Origin of the sequence: Rhodococcus sp. W8901, assembly GCF_013348805.1 — a bacterium.
In the GTDB taxonomy this organism is placed as follows: domain Bacteria; phylum Actinomycetota; class Actinomycetes; order Mycobacteriales; family Mycobacteriaceae; genus Prescottella.
This window is the reverse complement of the sequence record NZ_CP054690.1, coordinates 4,028,291-4,044,272: the sequence shown is the minus strand read 5'-3', so window position 1 is coordinate 4,044,272 and position 15,982 is coordinate 4,028,291. Positions and strand designations below refer to the sequence as shown.

The following is a 15,982-nucleotide window of genomic DNA, read 5'->3' as shown; positions in this document are numbered from 1 at the left end:
CCACACGGGCCGAAGAGGCCTGTCCACACCCGACCACACACATGACCACCTCTCGTCCACGGATCACCTACCCGCGGGCGCACATGCACACCTGCGAGCAACCTCGGTCCGTGTCGCGCTCGGGTCGCGTCCGGTTCTGGCGGACGTCTCCGTCACGGTGTCCTCCCGATCGCGCCTTGCGGTCGTCGGTGAGAACGGGCGCGGCAAGACCACGCTGCTGCACGTTCTCGCCGGAATCCTGCAACCCGACAGCGGAACCGTCAGTCGGGCCGGCACCGTCGGTATCGCTCAGCAGGCCATACCTTTTCGGGAGGGCGAGACCGTCGGCGCACTCGTCGCCGATTCGGTGGAGCCCGCGGTGCGGGCACTGCGGGAACTCGACGCCGCGACGATCCTGCTCGCCGACGGAGCGCCGGGAGCCGACGACGCCTACGCGTCGACGTTGGAAGCCGCGACCCGGCTCGACGCCTGGGACGCGCAGCGGCGAGTGGGCATCGCGCTGTCGGCGCTCGACGCGTGCACCGACCGGGAGCGCCCGTTGGCGACGCTCTCGGTGGGGCAACGCTATCGAGTTCGCCTGGCGTGCCTGCTCGGGGCCGCACCGGACATACTGCTGCTCGACGAGCCGACAAATCACCTCGACCGGGGCGGATTGGACTTCCTCACCGACCGCCTACGTGCCCACTCCGGCGGGCTGGCCGTCGTCAGTCACGACCGCGCGCTCCTGCGCGACGTCGCCGAGGAGGTCCTCGACCTGGATCCGAGCCAGGACGGCCGTCCGCAACTCTTCGCGGGAGGCCGTGCGGGGTGGCAGGAGGGTCGTCGTCGCGCCCGCGAGCGATGGGAACGCGAGTACGAGGACCAACTCGCCGAGCGGGCGCGCCTGCAGGACGCCGTCGCCGACGCCCGCGATCGGCTGAGCACCGGATGGCGACCCGACAAGGGCCACGGCAAGCACCAGCGCCAGTCCCGGGCGCCGGGCCTGGTCCGGGCGCTTCACCGCCGCCGGTCCGACCTCGATGCGCACACCGTCACCGTGCCCGAACCGCCACTGCGGCTGCGGTTCCCGGACCTGACCGTCCGACCCGGCGCACCTCTGCTGCGGTGTGACGACGTCACCGTGGCGGGTCGGCTGGATTCCCCCGTCACGCTCTCGCTGGATGCGGGGGAGCGACTCCTGGTGACTGGCCGCAACGGTGCGGGCAAGTCCACACTGCTCGACGTGCTCGCGGGTGTGCTGGAGCCGTCCACCGGCAGCGTCCACCGCCGAGCCGCCGCCCGGATCGCGCTGATCGGCCAGGAAGTGCCCGACTGGGAGTCCGAGTTGACCGCGCAGGAACTCTACGACCGCCACATCCGGGGGCTCGGGCACGACGTCGAACCGATACCGCTGACGTCGACCGGCCTGCTGGAGAATCAGGCACGCCGGACGCCCGTGGGGCGACTGTCGCAGGGACAGCAGCGCAGGCTCCATCTCGCGATGCAGCTCGCCGGGCGCCCCATGCTGCTCATCTGCGACGAACCCACGAACCACCTGTCCGGGTCTCTGGTCGACGACCTCACCGCCGCACTGTCGGACACGCCGGCCGCCGTCGTCGTCGCCACTCACGACCGGCAGATGCTCGCCGACCTCGCGCATTGGCCGCACCTGGCCCTGTCCGCCGACGCCGATGCCGACAAGGAGCCCACCTGAGGGTTCCCTGTGTGATTACCGTCCAGCGGAACATGACCTACACCACAACGCCTTTCGGGATTAGCGTGTCGGTCCACCGGCCGGGCTGTGGTCCGGAATCGGATCGACGCTCGAGCAGGAGGATCCTGAATGGTGGATTGGAACGAAGAGACCGACGTTGTCGTGATCGGGTCGGGTGGCGGCCTCGCCGGCGCCTACACCGCTGCGCGCGAGGGTCTTTCGGTCAAGGTCATCGAGGCGACGGACAAGTTCGGTGGCACTACCGCCTACTCCGGCGCCGGCCTGTACTACCCGAACAACGCCGTTCTGAAGCGTGCGGGTGACGACGACACCCCCGAGGACGCCCGCGAGTACTTCCGTGCCGTGGTCGGTGACACCGCTCCGGTTGAACTGCAGGACGCGTACCTGGACAACGGTCCCGCGCTGATCGACTACCTCGAAGAGGACGCCGGCGGCTACTTCGAGTTCATGGCCTACCCGTGGCCCGACTACTTCCACGACGCGCCCAAGTCGCGCCCCGGCGGCCGCCACATCATGCCGGCGCTGCTGGATCCGGCCCGCCTCGGCACGCTGCGCGACGTGCTGCGTCCGCAGCCGGGGCCGGACCGTCTGGGTATGCCGCTGCCCGAGGGCGACATGTTCGGCGGGCAGTCGCTGATCGGCCGCTTCCTGATGGCGCTCACCGACCAGGGTGTGGACCTGCAGCTGGGCACCTCGTTCGAGGAGTTCGTGGTGGAGGACGGCGCCGTCGTCGGTGTCATCGTCGACCACGCCGGCAAGCGTGAGACGATCCGCGCGCGTCGGGGTGTGATCGTCGCCGCCGGTGGTTTCGAGCGCAACGACGCGATGCGCTCGAAGTACGGCGTCCCGGGTGTCGGTCGCGACACGATGGGTCCGGAGGCCAACCTGGGCAAGCCGATCCAGGCCGGGATCGAGATCGGCGCGGACATCGCGTCGATGAGCGAGGCATGGTGGTCGCCGGGTCTGACGCATCTTGAGGGCAACTCGGCGTTCTCGCTGTGCTTCACGTCGGGCATCTTCGTCAACCAGGAGGGCGTCCGGTTCACCAACGAGGGTGCGCCGTACGATCGCGCCGGCCGCGACATCATCGAGCAGATGGAAGCCGGCACGACGACGCTGCCGTTCTGGATGATCTACGACAACCGCACCGGCGGTATTCCGCCGATCGATTCGTGCACTCAGCCGATGGTCGAGCCGGAGAAGTACTACGAGGCCGGCCTGTGGAAGACGGCCGACACGATCGCCGAGCTCGCCGAGCAGATCGGTGTTCCGGCCGACGCGCTGGTCGCCACCGTCGAGCGGTTCAACAAGCTCGCGGCGAACGGCGTCGACGAGGACTTCGGTCGCGGCAACGAGCCGTACGACCGCGCATTCAACGAGGACGGCAACGCGCTGGTGCCGCTCGAGCAGGGCCCGTTCTACGCGGCCACGTTCGGCATCTCCGACCTGGGCACCAAGGGCGGCCTGGTCACCGACACGACCGCGCGCGTCCTCGACACGAGCGGCAACCCGATCCCGGGTTTGTACGCGTCGGGCAACTCGATGGCCCCCGCGAGCGGCAACGCCTACCCCGGCGGCGGTAACCCGGTGGGCGCCAGCATGCTGTTCAGCCACCTCGCGGCCAAGGACATGGTCGCAAACCGCTGACAGTGAATCACTGAGGGAGCGGCAGCAACTCGACGGTCTGAGCGTCGAGCGGGCCGGGCGGGAGGAGCGCGAGCGCCTCCCGCCCGATCAGCCCGGCCAGGTGTGCGGTGCGGACGACCGTGTCGGCGCGCCACGTGCCGTCCGACTGTCGCACGACGGGCACGATCCGGGTGACTCCAACTCCGGCGGCCGCGGCGTCTGGGGCGTTGACCACCGTGCCGGTCGCCGGCGCCGACGGTGCGCGTGCGGTGAGCCCGTCGACGACCGCGGGCAGCATCATCAGCAGCGTCGATACCGCCGCTACCGGGTTGCCCGGCAGTCCCAGCACGACGCGACCGTCCGGCAGCAGCGCCGTCACCTGCGATCCGCCGGGTCGGCACTTCACCCGGGCCACCACGATCCGGGCGCCCGCGCGGAGCAGGGCACCCCGCAGCTGATCGGCGGCGCCGCCGCCCGTCGCGCCCACCACCACGATCACGTCGGTGTCGCGGGCGTCGCGCAGCAGCGCGTCGAATCCGTCCGCGGTGTCCCGCAGATGGGTATCCGCCACAGTGCGAACACCGCAGTGGGCCAGCACGTCCGGTAGCACCGGTCCGAGGGAGTCGCGGGTCTGCCCGTCGCGGAGCGGACCGTCGCGTCGGATCTCGTCACCGGTCACCACGACGTGTGCCCGGACCGGCCCGCGCACCGCACCCGCGGTGACCTCCGCGCTCGCCGCCGCGGACACGACGGCCGGACCGATCGCGGTACCGGCGTTCGCGAGGTGGTGCCCGGGTTGCCAGTCCTCACCGCGGCGGCGGGTGTCGTCGCGCACCGGTGTGCCCGGTCGTCGCACCACGAGTTTGCCGACGGAATCCGGTGCGACGTCTACGAATTCGTCACGGATCACGCAGGTCGCTCCACTCGGGACCTGGGCGCCGGTCGCGATCCGCACGGCATCCCCGTCACCCAGGTCCAGGGCGGTGGGCTCGCCGGCGTAGCGGATCTCGGTCCGCAGCCGCCACGGTCCCGGACCGGCCACCGCGTACCCGTCCATCGCGGAGACGTCGAAACGCGGCAGTGCCTCGGCGGCCACCAGCGGGGCGGCGAGGACGGCCCCGAGGGACTCGAACAACGGTGCTTGACGGACGGGCAAGGGCGAGAGCAACTCTCGGACGGCTGCCCGTGCCTCCGTGACGGTCATCGGGGCGGGCACGTGGGCGGCCCGGGCGCGCTCGACGTCGGCGGGGGTGTCGCAGTCGGTGACGCCGGTGCATTCGACCGTGACGCGGCGGTCCGGCACGAGGGCCCTCATCGGCTGGTTCTCCCGGCCCGCGAGGGCGTCGAGGCGCGCGGTGAGCGACGCGCGGCGCCACACGCCGAGGAGGAACTGCATCCGGCCCGACTCGTCCACCGCGAACGACGCCTCCGCGTCCGGGCGGTCGAGCAGAGCCGACACCAGCGTGCGCACCGTTGCCCGGTCCAGGCTCGGCAGGTCCGCGGCGAGGACGAGGACCAGGCCGTCGGTCGACCCGGGGAGCGCCGACAGTCCGGCGGACAGCGCGGCCACCGGTCCGGACCCGGCCGGGGTCTCCTGTGTCTGCACGACGGTCGGCGGCAGGTCGTCGCGACGGGGCCCGACCACAACGGTCCGGTCGCAGTCGGCGGCGGCGGCGAGCGCGGTGTCCAGCAGGCGGCGACCGCCGACGGTGATCGCGGGCTTGTCGACACCGCCCATGCGGGTGGCACGTCCGCCGGCGAGGACGATCGCGTCCGTGGGCTCGCCGGGCAGGCCGAGGGAGGTCATGGCCCAATGCTGCCGCATCGACGACGTGTGTGTGGATCGGTGGTCAGAACCTGTGCCGTGCCGCCGCGAGATCGACTCGTCCGTCCCGGATCGGGACACCCTCGAGCTCGAGCTTTGCCAGCTGACGGTGCGCGAGGTGCGGTGCGGGTCGGCCCGAGGCGCCCAGCACCCGGTGCCACGACAGGTCGGAGGAGTCGGTACGCATGATCCATCCGACCGTTCGCGGGCTGGAAAGTCCTGCAGCGGAGGCGATGTCGCCGTACGTGGCCACCCTGCCCGACGGGATCGACGCGACCAGTTCACGGACGCGCTCGATCTGTTCGTCGGTGGTGGCGGCCATGCAGGACGGTCCTTACAGCAGCTTGCGGACGAATGTCGCGACCTCGTCCGGCTTGGCGTGCGCGACCATGTGGTCGCAATCCAGGTCGGCGAGCGTGAGGTCGGCACCGAGGTGCTCGGACAGCGCGCCGCGGAACTCCGCGGTCACGTACGGCGGCTGCACGCGCAGCGCCTGCACCAGCACGGTCGGGATGCCGCGTGGCGGGAGGACGAAGTCGCGGGCCATCTCGCCCCACGACGCGACGACCGCGGGCACCGACATGCGCCAGCCGAAGCGGCCGTTGTCGAGTTCGACGAGGTGCTCGTCGAGGTCGCTGTCGAGCACGTCGGCGGGCACGTCGGCCCAGGCGCCGTGCCGCTTCTCGGCCCGGGCCTCGGCGACGTCGGTGTAGTCGGGGTGCGCCACGACCAGTTCCGCGATGCGGCTCATCGTCTCGGGGTCCAGGCCCAGCGCCGGGTCCAACAGGACCAGTCCCCGGATCCGCTCCGGCGCGGCCTGCGCGAGGTGCAGCGCGATCGCGCCGCCGTAGGAGTGGGCGACCACGACCACCGGGCCGGTCGCGTGCTCGTCGAGCACCGCGAGGAGGTCGTCGACATGCGTGTCGAGGCCCCACGGCGGCGTGTACGACGAGCGGCCGTGCCCGCGCAGGTCGGGGGCGATGATGCGGGTGTCGCTGAGCTGGCCGGACCCGAGGGCCTCCCACCGGCGGCCGTGCCCGGTGAGGCCGTGGATTGCGAGCACCTCCGACGCTCCCGGGGTACCGAACAGGTAGGTGTGGAGACCGCGCATGGCGTCCACTATGCCGGATGTGGTCGATGTCGGACCCGTCTGGTGAGATTCCTTTCATGACCGAACCGGGCACCCGCACCCGACAGTCGGCGGCCCCGGCCGCGCGGCTCGTCGGCCGCTCGGCCACGGCGCCGGCGGTCCGGACGTGGGGGCCCGACGCGGCGCGGGTGCTGACCGGCGCGCCGCCCGGGCGCGGGTGGCACCCGTGGCAGATCCTGGGCGGGCCGGGCACCGGGAAGACGTCGCTGATCGTGGACGCCGCGGTGGCCCGGATCGCGGCCGGCGCCGACCCGGAATCGGTGCTGGTGCTGACGCAGTCGCGGCGCGCCGCCACCGCGGTCCGCGAGCAGATCACCGCCGGGCTGCTCGCGGCGGAAGCGGAGACCGGCACGGATGCCGGCCCGCGCGCGACGCGGGAACCGCTGGTGCGGACGGTGCACTCGTACGCGTTCGCGGTGCTGCGACTGCAGGCCGCGGCGCACGGCAACCCGCCGCCCCGGCTCATCACCGGAGCCGAGCAGGACGCGGTGCTGCGCGAGTTGCTGCGCGGTGACATCGCCGACGGCGGAGACATGTGGCCGGAGCGGCTGCGGCCCGCGCTCGGCATGACGGGTTTCGCGGTGGAGCTGCGGAACCTGATGCTGCGGGCCAACGAGCGGGGGCTGGGCCCGGAGGACCTCATCGAGCTGGGCCGGGCGCATGCGAAGCCCGAGTGGGTGGCCGCCGGGCGGTTCGCGATGCACTACGAGCAGGGCATGCTGCTGCGCGGTGCGGTGGGCATGGAGGCGCCCGAGGCCACCGCACCCGCCCTCGACGCCGCCGAACTGATCAGCGCGGCCCTCACCGCGTTCGCGACCGACCGCGATCTGCTGCAGCGGGAACGGGTGCGGGTGCGGCACCTGCTGGTCGACGACGCGCATCACCTGGACCCGCAGGCCGCGCAGTTGGTGCGGCTCATCGGCACCGGAACCGCGATGACCGCGGTGGTGGGCGATCCGGACCAGTCGATCTTCGCCTTCCGCGGCGCCGACCCGCGGTTCCTCACCGAACTCGCGGACCGCGGCGATCCGGCGCAGGTCGTCCTCGACGTCAACTTCCGCGCGGCGCCCGCGGTCGCGGCCGTGTCCGCGCGGGTCGCCGCGCGCCTGCCCGGCAATCCGCCGCATCGCGGGGCGAGTGTGCCCGCGGCCGGCCCCGAATACGACGAGGCACCCGGCCGGGTCGTGGTGCGGGTGCTGACCACGCCGGCCAAGGAGGCGGCGCTCGTCGCGGACACCCTGCGCCGGGCACACCTCGTGGACGGAGTGCCGTGGTCGCAGATGGCGATCATCGCGCGCTCGGTGCCCCGGGTGCTGCCGCCGCTGCGGCGTGCGCTGCTCGCCGCCGGGGTGCCCGTGACGACCGCGGCCAGCGAGCTGCCGCTGGCCCGCCGGCACGGTGTGGCCGGGCTGCTGTCGGTGATGCGCGCACTGGTCGGCGGCGAGTTCACCGGCGAGGACGCGCTGGCCCTGCTGACCGGCCCCATCGGCGGTGCCGAGCCGGTGAGCCTGCGGCGCCTGCGCCGCGGACTGCGGCGCGTGGAACTCGCGTCGGGTGGCGACCGGGACTCGGCGGAGCTGTTGCGGCAGATCATCGTCGACGGTCCCGACGCGGAGGGTGTCGCGCACCTGCTCCGAGGGCTCACCGACGTCGAATCGCTGTCCCTGCGAAGGGTATTGAAGGTGCTGCGCCGTGCCCGGGTGCCGCTGCAGCGCGGCCGTGGCATCGAGGAAGTGCTGTGGGCGGCATGGCAGGCGACGGGGCTCGAGCGCCGCTGGGCCGCGGCGTCGGCATTCGGCGGACCCATCGGCGCGCAGGCCGACCGTGATCTCGACGCGGTGGTCGCACTGTTCGACGCGGCCGCCAACTACGTCGACCGGCTGCCGCGGGCGCAGCTGTCGGGGTTCGTGGACTACCTGGTGGAGCAGGCGATTCCCGGCTCGCCGCGGTCGCGGGCCGTCGCGGAACAGGAGACCGTGACCGTTCTCAGCGCGCACTCCGCGGCGGGTCGGCAGTGGCAGGTGGTCGCGGTCGTCGGTGTACAGGAGGGGCTGTGGCCCAGCCTCGGTGCCCGGGGCACGCTGCTCGGTACGGAGGAGTTGATCGACCTCACCAGCGGTGTGGGGGAGATCGACAGGACGCTCTCGCGAACCGCACCGTTGCTGGCGGAGGAACGTCGCCTGTTCCTGGTGGCGTGCAGCCGCGCGCGCAGTTCGCTGCTGGTGACGGCGGTGGACTCGTCGAGTGGGGACGCCGACCTGGTCCGCTCCCGCTTCGTCGACGATCTGCTCCGCGGCGACGAGAACGACGACGACGCGGACGTGCCGCCCGTCGCGCAGGACACCCCGCGTGTTCTCGCGCTGCCGGCGCTCGTGGCGGAACTGCGCAGCGTCGTGTGCGATCCCGACATCGCCGAGACCGACCCGCAGCGGCAGCGGCGGGCGGCGCACCAACTCGCGCGGCTCGCGCAGGCCGGGGTCCGCGGGGCGCACCCGGACCAGTGGTACGGCACCGCGGACCCGAGTTCGGATGCCGGACTGTGGGATCCGGAGGACGGGCCCGTGCCGTTGTCGCCGTCCACGATCGAGCTGCTCAACAACTGTCCGCTGCGCTGGATGCTGGAGCGGCACGGCGGCAGCGACGGCGACACCACGCACGCGATCGCCGGCACGCTCGTCCACACGTTGGTGCAGGCGCTCGCCGGGCACATCCCGCCGGACCAGGTGGATCGTGCCCTGGAATCGGCCTGGGACTCGGTGGACCTCGGTTCGCAGTGGTATTCGCGGCGGGAGCTCGAACGCACCCGGGGCATGCTCGACGCCTTCGCGAACTGGTTGCGCAGTACGCGTTCCGAGCTCACCGAGGTGGGCGTCGAGGTCGCGGTGGACGGGGTGCTCGAGCCGCGGGTCGAGGGCGACCCACAGGTGCGGATTCGCGGGCGCATCGACCGGCTCGAGCGTGACCCCGACGGCCGCCCGGTGATCATCGACGTCAAGACCGCGAAGGCCGCGGTCACGAAGGACCAGGCGCAGCAGCACGCGCAGCTCGCGGCGTACCAGGTGGCGGCCGCTCACGGCGCGGTCGAGGGCGAACCGGCGTCACGGCCGGGCGGCGCACGTCTGGTGTTCGTCGCGAAGCCGCACAAGAAGGAAGGTGCCACCCAGCGCGTCCAGGAGCCGCTGGACGACGAGGGGCTCGCGTTGTGGGAGAACACGATCCACGCAGCCGCCGCGGCCACGCGCGGGCCCACGTTCCTGGCGCGGATCAACGACAGTTGCAGGCATTGCCCGGTGCTCTCGAGCTGCCCGGCGCACGACGAGGGACGGCAGGTGACGTCGGAGTGAGTACGGCAGCAAGTGCACCGGAGAACGGGCGCCGCGTCAGCCCCGCCGTGCTGGCGGAGGCGCTCGGACAGTTCCCGCCCACCGACGAGCAGGCCGCCGTCATCGAGGCGCCGCTCGGTCCCACCCTGGTGGTCGCCGGGGCCGGTGCGGGGAAGACGGAGACCATGGCGGCCCGGGTGGTGTGGCTGGTCGCCAACGGTCTGGTCGAGCCCGAGCAGGTGCTGGGTCTGACGTTCACCCGCAAGGCCGCACAGCAGCTCACCAGCCGGATCCGGCAGCGGCTCGCCAAGCTCGCCGGCTCCACGCTGGTCCGTGACCTCGACCCCAGCGGCGGTCTGCGGTCCCGGATCCTGGGCAGCGAACCCGAGGTCAGCACGTACCACTCGTATGCCGGACGGCTGCTGTCCGAGCACGGCCTGCTGCTGCCGATCGAACCGTCCGCGACGCTGCTGTCGGAGACCGAGCTGTGGCAGCTGGCGTACCGGGTGGTGAGCGCGTGGGACGGCGACCTCGACACCGACCGCAACCCGGCGTCCATCACCGAGTCGGTGCTGGCGCTGTCGGGCCAGCTGGCCGAGCACCTCGTCGAACCGGACGATCTGCGGGAGGCACACACCGAACTCGACAAGCTGATCCACACGCTGCCGGCCGGTCCGAAACAGCGTGGGGGACCGTCGAAGACGCTGCTCGACATCCTCGAGGTGCAGCACCAGCGCCTCGACCTGCTGCCGCTGGTGCGGCGGCTCGCGGACACGCTGCGCCGCGAGGGCGCGCTGGACTTCGGCAGCCAGATGTCGCTCGCGGCGCGGGTCGCGTCCGAGCACCCCGAGGTGGGGCGCAGCGAGCGTGACCGCTTCCGAGTGGTGCTGCTCGACGAGTACCAGGACACCGGCCACGCGCAGCGGGTGCTGCTGTCGTCGCTGTTCGGCGGCGGCGAGGACGCCGGTCTGGCGCTCACCGCGGTGGGCGACCCGATGCAGTCCATCTACGGTTGGCGCGGTGCCTCCGCCGCCAACCTGCCGCGGTTCGCCACCGACTTCCCCCTCGCCGACGGTACCCCGGCACCCAAGCTCGAGCTGCTCACCAGCTGGCGCAACCCGCCGGAGGCGCTCACGCTCGCGAACATGGTGTCGGATCCGTTGCGCGACAGGGGTGTCGAGGTCAGCATGCTGCGCGCCCGCCCGGGCGCGGTACCCGGCGATGTGCGCCTCGCGCTGCTCGACACGGTCGAGACGGAACGGTCGTGGGTGGCCGACCGCATCGCCGAGCAGTACGAGGCGGCCCGGGCGGACGGCGGGAAGCCGCCCACCGCGGCTGTCCTGGTGCGCCGCAACGCCGACGCCGCACCGATCGCGGAGGAACTGCGGGCCCGCGGACTGGCGGTGGAGGTGGTGGGCCTCGGTGGTCTGCTGCACACCCCGGAGGTCGCGGACGTCGTGGCGATGCTGCGGCTCGTGGCCGACCCGATGGCCGGCAGTGCCGCGGTGCGCGTCCTCACCGGCGCCCGCTGGCAGATCGGCGCCGCCGACCTGCGGGCGCTGTGGAAGCGGGCCGGCGAACTGGGCATCCGCACCGGCTTCGGCGCCGCGGGGGCCGTCACCGACAGCGCCGCCCTGGACGAGGCCCTCGGCAGCGCGCTGCCGGGGGAGCAGGCCGAGCAGGCGGGACTGGCCGACGCCCTCGCCGATCCCGGCCCCGCCGGCCGGTACTCGGAGGCCGGCTACGTGCGGATCTGCGCGGTCGCGGCCGAGTTGGCGTCGCTGCGCGAGCGGCTCGGCCAGCCCCTCACCGAACTGGTCGCCGAGGTGGAACGGGTGATCGGCATCGGGATCGAGGCGCAGGCCCGGACCCGGTCGTCGGAGGTGGGCGGCGCCGGCCGCGAGCACCTCGACGCGTTCGCCGACGTCGTGTCCGGCTACGCGAACCGCACGTCGGCGACGCTGACCGGTCTGCTGTCGTTCCTGGCCGCCGCCGAACACGTCGAGAACGGGCTCGCTCCCGGCGAGATCGAGGTGGCGCCGGACCGCGTGCAGATCCTCACGGTGCACTCCGCGAAGGGGCTCGAGTGGGAGGTGGTGGCCGTGCCGCACCTCACCGCGGGCGTGTTCCCGTCCACGCAGGCGTCGGCCACGTGGCTCGGCTCGGTGGCCGAGCTGCCGCCGGCGCTGCGCGGCGACCGCGCCTTCGACGGTGAATCCGCCGACGGGGTACCGGTTCTCGGACTCGAGGACCTGTACAACCGCAAGGACCTCGAGGACGCGATCACCGGCCACAAGAAGGCACTGGGCACCCGGCGGCTCGACGAGGACCGCCGCCTGTTCTATGTCGCGCTCACCCGCACCGAGCGGGCGCTGTTCGTGTCCGGGCACCATTGGACCGAGACCGGCTCCGAACCGAAGGGGCCCTCGCCGTTCCTGCTCGAGCTCGAGGACCTCGTGTCCGCGGCCGCGAGCGCGCCGGGCGAGTCGCTCGGCGTGATCGACGTGTGGGCCCCCGCCCCCGACGACGGCAGCGAGAACCCGCTGACCGCCACGCCTCGGACCGCGATGTGGCCGCGGGACCCACTGGGCCGGCGACGCGCCGACGTCGAGCGCGGTGCCGACTCGGTGCGCGAGGCCCTCGCGGATCTCGACAAGCCCGGACCGGCGGAGTCCGAGTCGGCGCCCGATCCACTCGACGACCCCGACAACTGGGCCGCCGACGTGGACGCGCTGCTCGCCGAGCGCAACGCGCGGGTGTCGGGCACGGCGGACGTCGAGCTGCCCGCACAGCTGTCGGTGAGCCAGCTCGTGGATCTCGCGGCGGACCCGGACGAGCTGGCCGCGCGGCTACGTCGGCCGCTGCCGTTCCCGCCGAACCCGTTGGCACGGCGGGGAACCGCGTTCCACGCGTGGGTGGAACAGCGGTTCGGTGCCACGCGGCTCCTCGACTTCGACGAGCTGCCCGGCGCCGCCGACACCGGGGTGGGTACCGAGACGGAACTGGCGCTGCTGCAGGACGCGTTCCTGCGGTCGCCGTGGGCCGACCGGAACCCCGTCGAGGTGGAGGTGCCGTTCGAGACGTCGGTCGCCGGGACGGTGCTGCGCGGCCGCATCGACGCGGTGTTCGCCGACCCGGACGGCGGCTGGACCGTCATCGACTGGAAGACCGGTGCGGAGCCGTCGGCCGCGAACGAGAAGGCCGTCGTGATGCAGCTCGCGGCCTACCGGCTGGCGTGGGCGGAACTGATGGCGGCGCGACAGGCGCAGGTCACGGGCCGCCCGGCCGACCTGCCGCTCGACAAGGTGCGGGCAGCCTTCCACTACGTGCGCACGGGGCGAACCATCGCACCGGAGAACCTGCCCGACGCCGACGAACTGGCGCGGCTGATCAGGACGGCGGGCGCGGAGAAGGAACTCGAACAGTGAGAGCCCGCCCGATCACCGGGCGTTGCGGCGGGCCTTCAGCGCCTGCGTGACCAGCGGGATCTGCAGGGGGAGCCGGGCCACCGCGGCGGCCTTCGCGGGCGCCGAGACACGGTCGGACCGCAGCCAGCTGACGGCCATCTGCACGTTCGCGGGGAACACCGCGACGAACAGGGCGGCGGCGAGTGCGCCGCCGAGTCGGCGCGTCCGCGGCACCGCGAGCGCGGCGGCGGTCGCGAGTTCGGCCACGCCGGAGACGTAGGTGTAGGTGCGCGCCCGGCCCGGCAGTGCGGCGGGCACGATCGCGTCGAACGGCTGGGGCTTCGCGAAATGGAGGATCCCCGAGCCGAACAGGAGCGCGGCCAGGCGGATGGCGGGGACTTGACCCGAACGGTCCCGGTTCGACGGCATACCGACACCCTGCCCGACCGGGCGCCGACCCGCCACCGCACGTTCGGGATTGCTCGGGTTCTGCCGGGTTCTGGTGTGTTTTGCTGGGTTTTGCTGTGTTTTTGGCTGGCATTCCGCAATCCCGGCAACCGCGGCTAGGCTGCGATCCGATGTTCGACACCCAGAAGGCGATAGGAACGAGTGGATGCCCGGTAGGTTGAGTGCGCGTTTCCGGAACTCGGACACGCTGACGGATCGGCCGGACTTTGCACTCGTCGGCGTCCTCAAGGTGCCGGAGATGCAGACCAGTCCGGCCCGGGCCATCGCGCGCCGCGTCTCGTACGCCCTCGCAGCGCTGGCGCTCGCGGTGGTGGTGGTCTACATCGACCGGGACGGCTACAAGGACGCGCAGGAAAACCCCCTGTCGCTGCTGGACTGCATCTACTACGCGACGGTGTCCCTGTCCACCACGGGATACGGCGACATCACCCCGATCACCCCGGAAGCGCGACTGATCAACGTCCTGGTCATCACGCCGCTCCGGATCTTCTTCCTCATCGTGCTGGTCGGTACCACCCTCTCGGCGCTCACCGAGAGTTCCCGCCAGACATTCAAGATTCAGCGTTGGAGGCATCGCGTGCGCAACCACACCGTCGTCGTCGGATTCGGCACCAAGGGCCGCACCGCCATCGACGCGATGCTCGGTGACGGCATCGTGCCGTCGGACATCGTGGTCGTCGACACCGATCAGGCCGTCCTGGACACCGCCGCCGGTCTCGGGCTGGTGACCGTGCACGGCTCCGCCACCAAGTCGGACGTCCTGCGGCTCGCCGGGGTGCAGAACGCCGCGTCGATCATCGTGGCCGCGAACCGCGACGACACCGCGGTGCTCGTCACGCTCACCGCCCGCGAGTTGGCGCCGAAGGCGAAGATCGTCGCGGCCATCCGCGAGACCGACAACGCCCACCTGCTGCGCCAGTCCGGTGCCGACTCGGTGGTGGTCTCGTCGGAGACGGCCGGCCGGTTGCTCGGTATCGCCCGCACCACCCCGAGTGTCGTGGAAATGGTCGAGGACCTGCTCACGCCCGAGGCCGGGTTCGCGATCGCCGAGCGCGAGGTCGAGCCCGAGGAGGTCGGCGGCTCGCCGCGGCACCTGTCGGACATCGTGCTCGGCGTGGTGCGCGACGGCCGCCTGCTGCGGGTCGGTTCGCCCGAGGTGGACGCCGTCGAGGCCGACGACCTTCTGCTCTACATCCGGCGCGTCGCCAACTGATCGTCCGGGTCGGATGCGGGTCGGATGCGGGTTGCTCGCGGGGCACCGCAGTAGGGTCTTTGCCGTGCCCGACTTCACACTGACCGAAACACCCCTGCTGTCCCGCGCGGCCGTCGACCGAGCCGAGGAATTGCGTTCGGACACCGACGCTTTGCGTGCCGACTGGGCGGATGCGTTGCTGCTGCGGGTGAACCACCGCGGCCAGTTCCGGGTGGCCGACGGCGACATGGTCCTGGAACCGGCGACCTCACTGGCGGCGGAACCGGTCGCGGGTGCAGTGTTCCTGGGACTGCGCGGTGACCGCCACGTGTGGGCGGTCCGCGTTCCGGCGATGACCGGTGAGCTGGGGGATCTGCGGATGCTCGGGCACCGTCTCGACCATTCCAGTGCCGGCCTGGCCACCACCGCTGTCGCGTTGCTGAACTGGCACGACCACGCCGGATTCAGTGCCATCGACGGCGCACCGACCACCCCGACGATGTCGGGATGGTCGCGGATCAGCAGCAGCACCGGGCACGAGGAGTTCCCGCGGACCGATCCCGCCGTGATCTGCCTCGTCCACGACGGCGCGGACCGGGTGCTGCTGGCACGCCAGCCCAGCTGGCCGCCGCGGATGTTCTCGGTCCTGGCAGGGTTCGTCGAGGCCGGGGAGTCGCTCGAGACGTGCGTGATCCGCGAGATCCGCGAAGAAGTCGGCGTCGAGGTTCACGACGTCCGCTACCTGGGCAGCCAGCCCTGGCCGTTCCCTCGGTCGGTGATGATCGGTTTCGCGGCCGTCGGCGACCCCGCCGCCGCGTTGACGTTCGCGGACGGCGAGATCGCCGAGGCCCACTGGTTCACCCGCGACCAGGTCCGGGCCGCGCTCGGTGCGGGCGACTGGGCATCCGGTGCCCGCGAGGCGTCCGATGCCGAACTGCTGCTGCCCGGGTCGATCTCGATCGCCCGGGTGATGGTCGAGTCCTGGGCGAAAGCCGACTAGAGCCCGAGGGCCTTCTTGACCTGCGAGAGCGACGGGTTGGTGTCGGTGCTGCCGTCCGCGTACTTGACGGTGGGGACGACGTGGTTGCCGCCGTTGACGCTGCCGACGAAGTCGGCGGACGCGGGATCGTGCTCGATGTCGATCTCGGTGTACGAGATGCCGTTCTCGTCGAGCTGCTTCTTGAGGCGACGGCAGTATCCACACCAGGTGGTCGAGTACATGGTCAGGGCGGGAGCTTCGGTAGTCACGGCGCCTATAACACCACGGTCGGTTCGGA

11 protein-coding genes are annotated in these 15,982 nt (G+C 72.1%); 6 read left to right on the top strand and 5 right to left on the bottom strand.

From position 1 onward, the window contains the following. Positions 1 to 19 precede the first annotated feature (19 nt). Positions 20 to 1,693 carry an ABC-F family ATP-binding cassette domain-containing protein gene (locus HUN07_RS18910; RefSeq protein WP_302675491.1) on the top strand — a complete coding sequence of 558 codons (1,674 nt, stop codon included), beginning with the start codon at positions 20 to 22 and terminating at the stop codon, positions 1,691 to 1,693. A gap of 129 nt (positions 1,694 to 1,822) precedes the next feature. Next, entirely contained in the window at positions 1,823 to 3,361 is a 1,539-nt protein-coding gene (locus tag HUN07_RS18905; protein ID WP_174911873.1) for an FAD-binding protein, read from the top strand. Positions 3,362 to 3,368: 7 nt separating this feature from the next. Here the strand turns inward: HUN07_RS18905 and HUN07_RS18900 are convergent, their stop codons facing one another. From HUN07_RS18900 to HUN07_RS18890, 3 genes are read right to left on the bottom strand one after another with little or no spacing between them, the layout of a single operon-like run. Next, entirely contained in the window at positions 3,369 to 5,147 is a 1,779-nt protein-coding gene (locus HUN07_RS18900) for an NTP transferase domain-containing protein (RefSeq protein ID WP_254622597.1), read from the bottom strand. A gap of 43 nt (positions 5,148 to 5,190) precedes the next feature. Beyond that, a complete protein-coding gene (locus tag HUN07_RS18895) occupies positions 5,191 to 5,487 on the bottom strand; it encodes an MGMT family protein (protein ID WP_114721979.1) in 297 nt (98 codons plus the stop codon). Between the two features lie 12 nt (positions 5,488 to 5,499). After that, positions 5,500 to 6,276 (bottom strand): alpha/beta fold hydrolase, encoded by a 777-nt coding sequence (locus HUN07_RS18890; protein ID WP_174911870.1) that lies wholly within the window; start codon positions 6,274 to 6,276, stop codon positions 5,500 to 5,502. A 56-nt stretch (positions 6,277 to 6,332) separates the two neighbouring features. Between HUN07_RS18890 and HUN07_RS18885 the strand changes: the two genes are divergently transcribed. Together HUN07_RS18885 and HUN07_RS18880 are read left to right on the top strand one after the other, a co-directional pair. After that, positions 6,333 to 9,659, top strand: a complete 3,327-nt coding sequence (locus HUN07_RS18885) for an ATP-dependent helicase (protein WP_174911867.1) — start codon at positions 6,333 to 6,335, stop codon at positions 9,657 to 9,659. Next, entirely contained in the window at positions 9,656 to 13,066 is a 3,411-nt protein-coding gene (locus HUN07_RS18880; RefSeq protein ID WP_441346778.1) for an ATP-dependent helicase, read from the top strand. The genes HUN07_RS18885 and HUN07_RS18880 overlap by 4 nt, the downstream gene beginning before the upstream one ends. 12 nt (positions 13,067 to 13,078) lie before the next feature. On the opposite strand, the gene HUN07_RS18875 is transcribed toward HUN07_RS18880, so the two are convergent. Next, the gene (locus HUN07_RS18875; protein ID WP_174911864.1) at positions 13,079 to 13,474 is read right to left on the bottom strand and encodes a DoxX family protein; all 396 of its coding nucleotides are present in this window, start codon (positions 13,472 to 13,474) and stop codon (positions 13,079 to 13,081) included. Between the two features lie 184 nt (positions 13,475 to 13,658). On the opposite strand from HUN07_RS18875, the gene HUN07_RS18870 reads away from it, so the two are divergent. After that, a complete protein-coding gene (locus tag HUN07_RS18870) occupies positions 13,659 to 14,726 on the top strand; it encodes a potassium channel family protein (protein ID WP_114721983.1) in 1,068 nt (355 codons plus the stop codon). A 13-nt stretch (positions 14,727 to 14,739) separates the two neighbouring features. After that, the gene (gene nudC / locus HUN07_RS18865) at positions 14,740 to 15,705 is read left to right on the top strand and encodes an NAD(+) diphosphatase (protein WP_441346777.1); all 966 of its coding nucleotides are present in this window, start codon (positions 14,740 to 14,742) and stop codon (positions 15,703 to 15,705) included. On the opposite strand, the gene HUN07_RS18860 is transcribed toward nudC, so the two are convergent. Continuing rightward, complete coding sequence (locus HUN07_RS18860; RefSeq protein WP_114721985.1) at positions 15,702 to 15,926, bottom strand: mycoredoxin; 225 nt, start codon at positions 15,924 to 15,926, stop codon at positions 15,702 to 15,704. The two genes, nudC and HUN07_RS18860, sit on opposite strands and share 4 nt — an antisense overlap. Positions 15,927 to 15,982 lie beyond the last annotated feature (56 nt).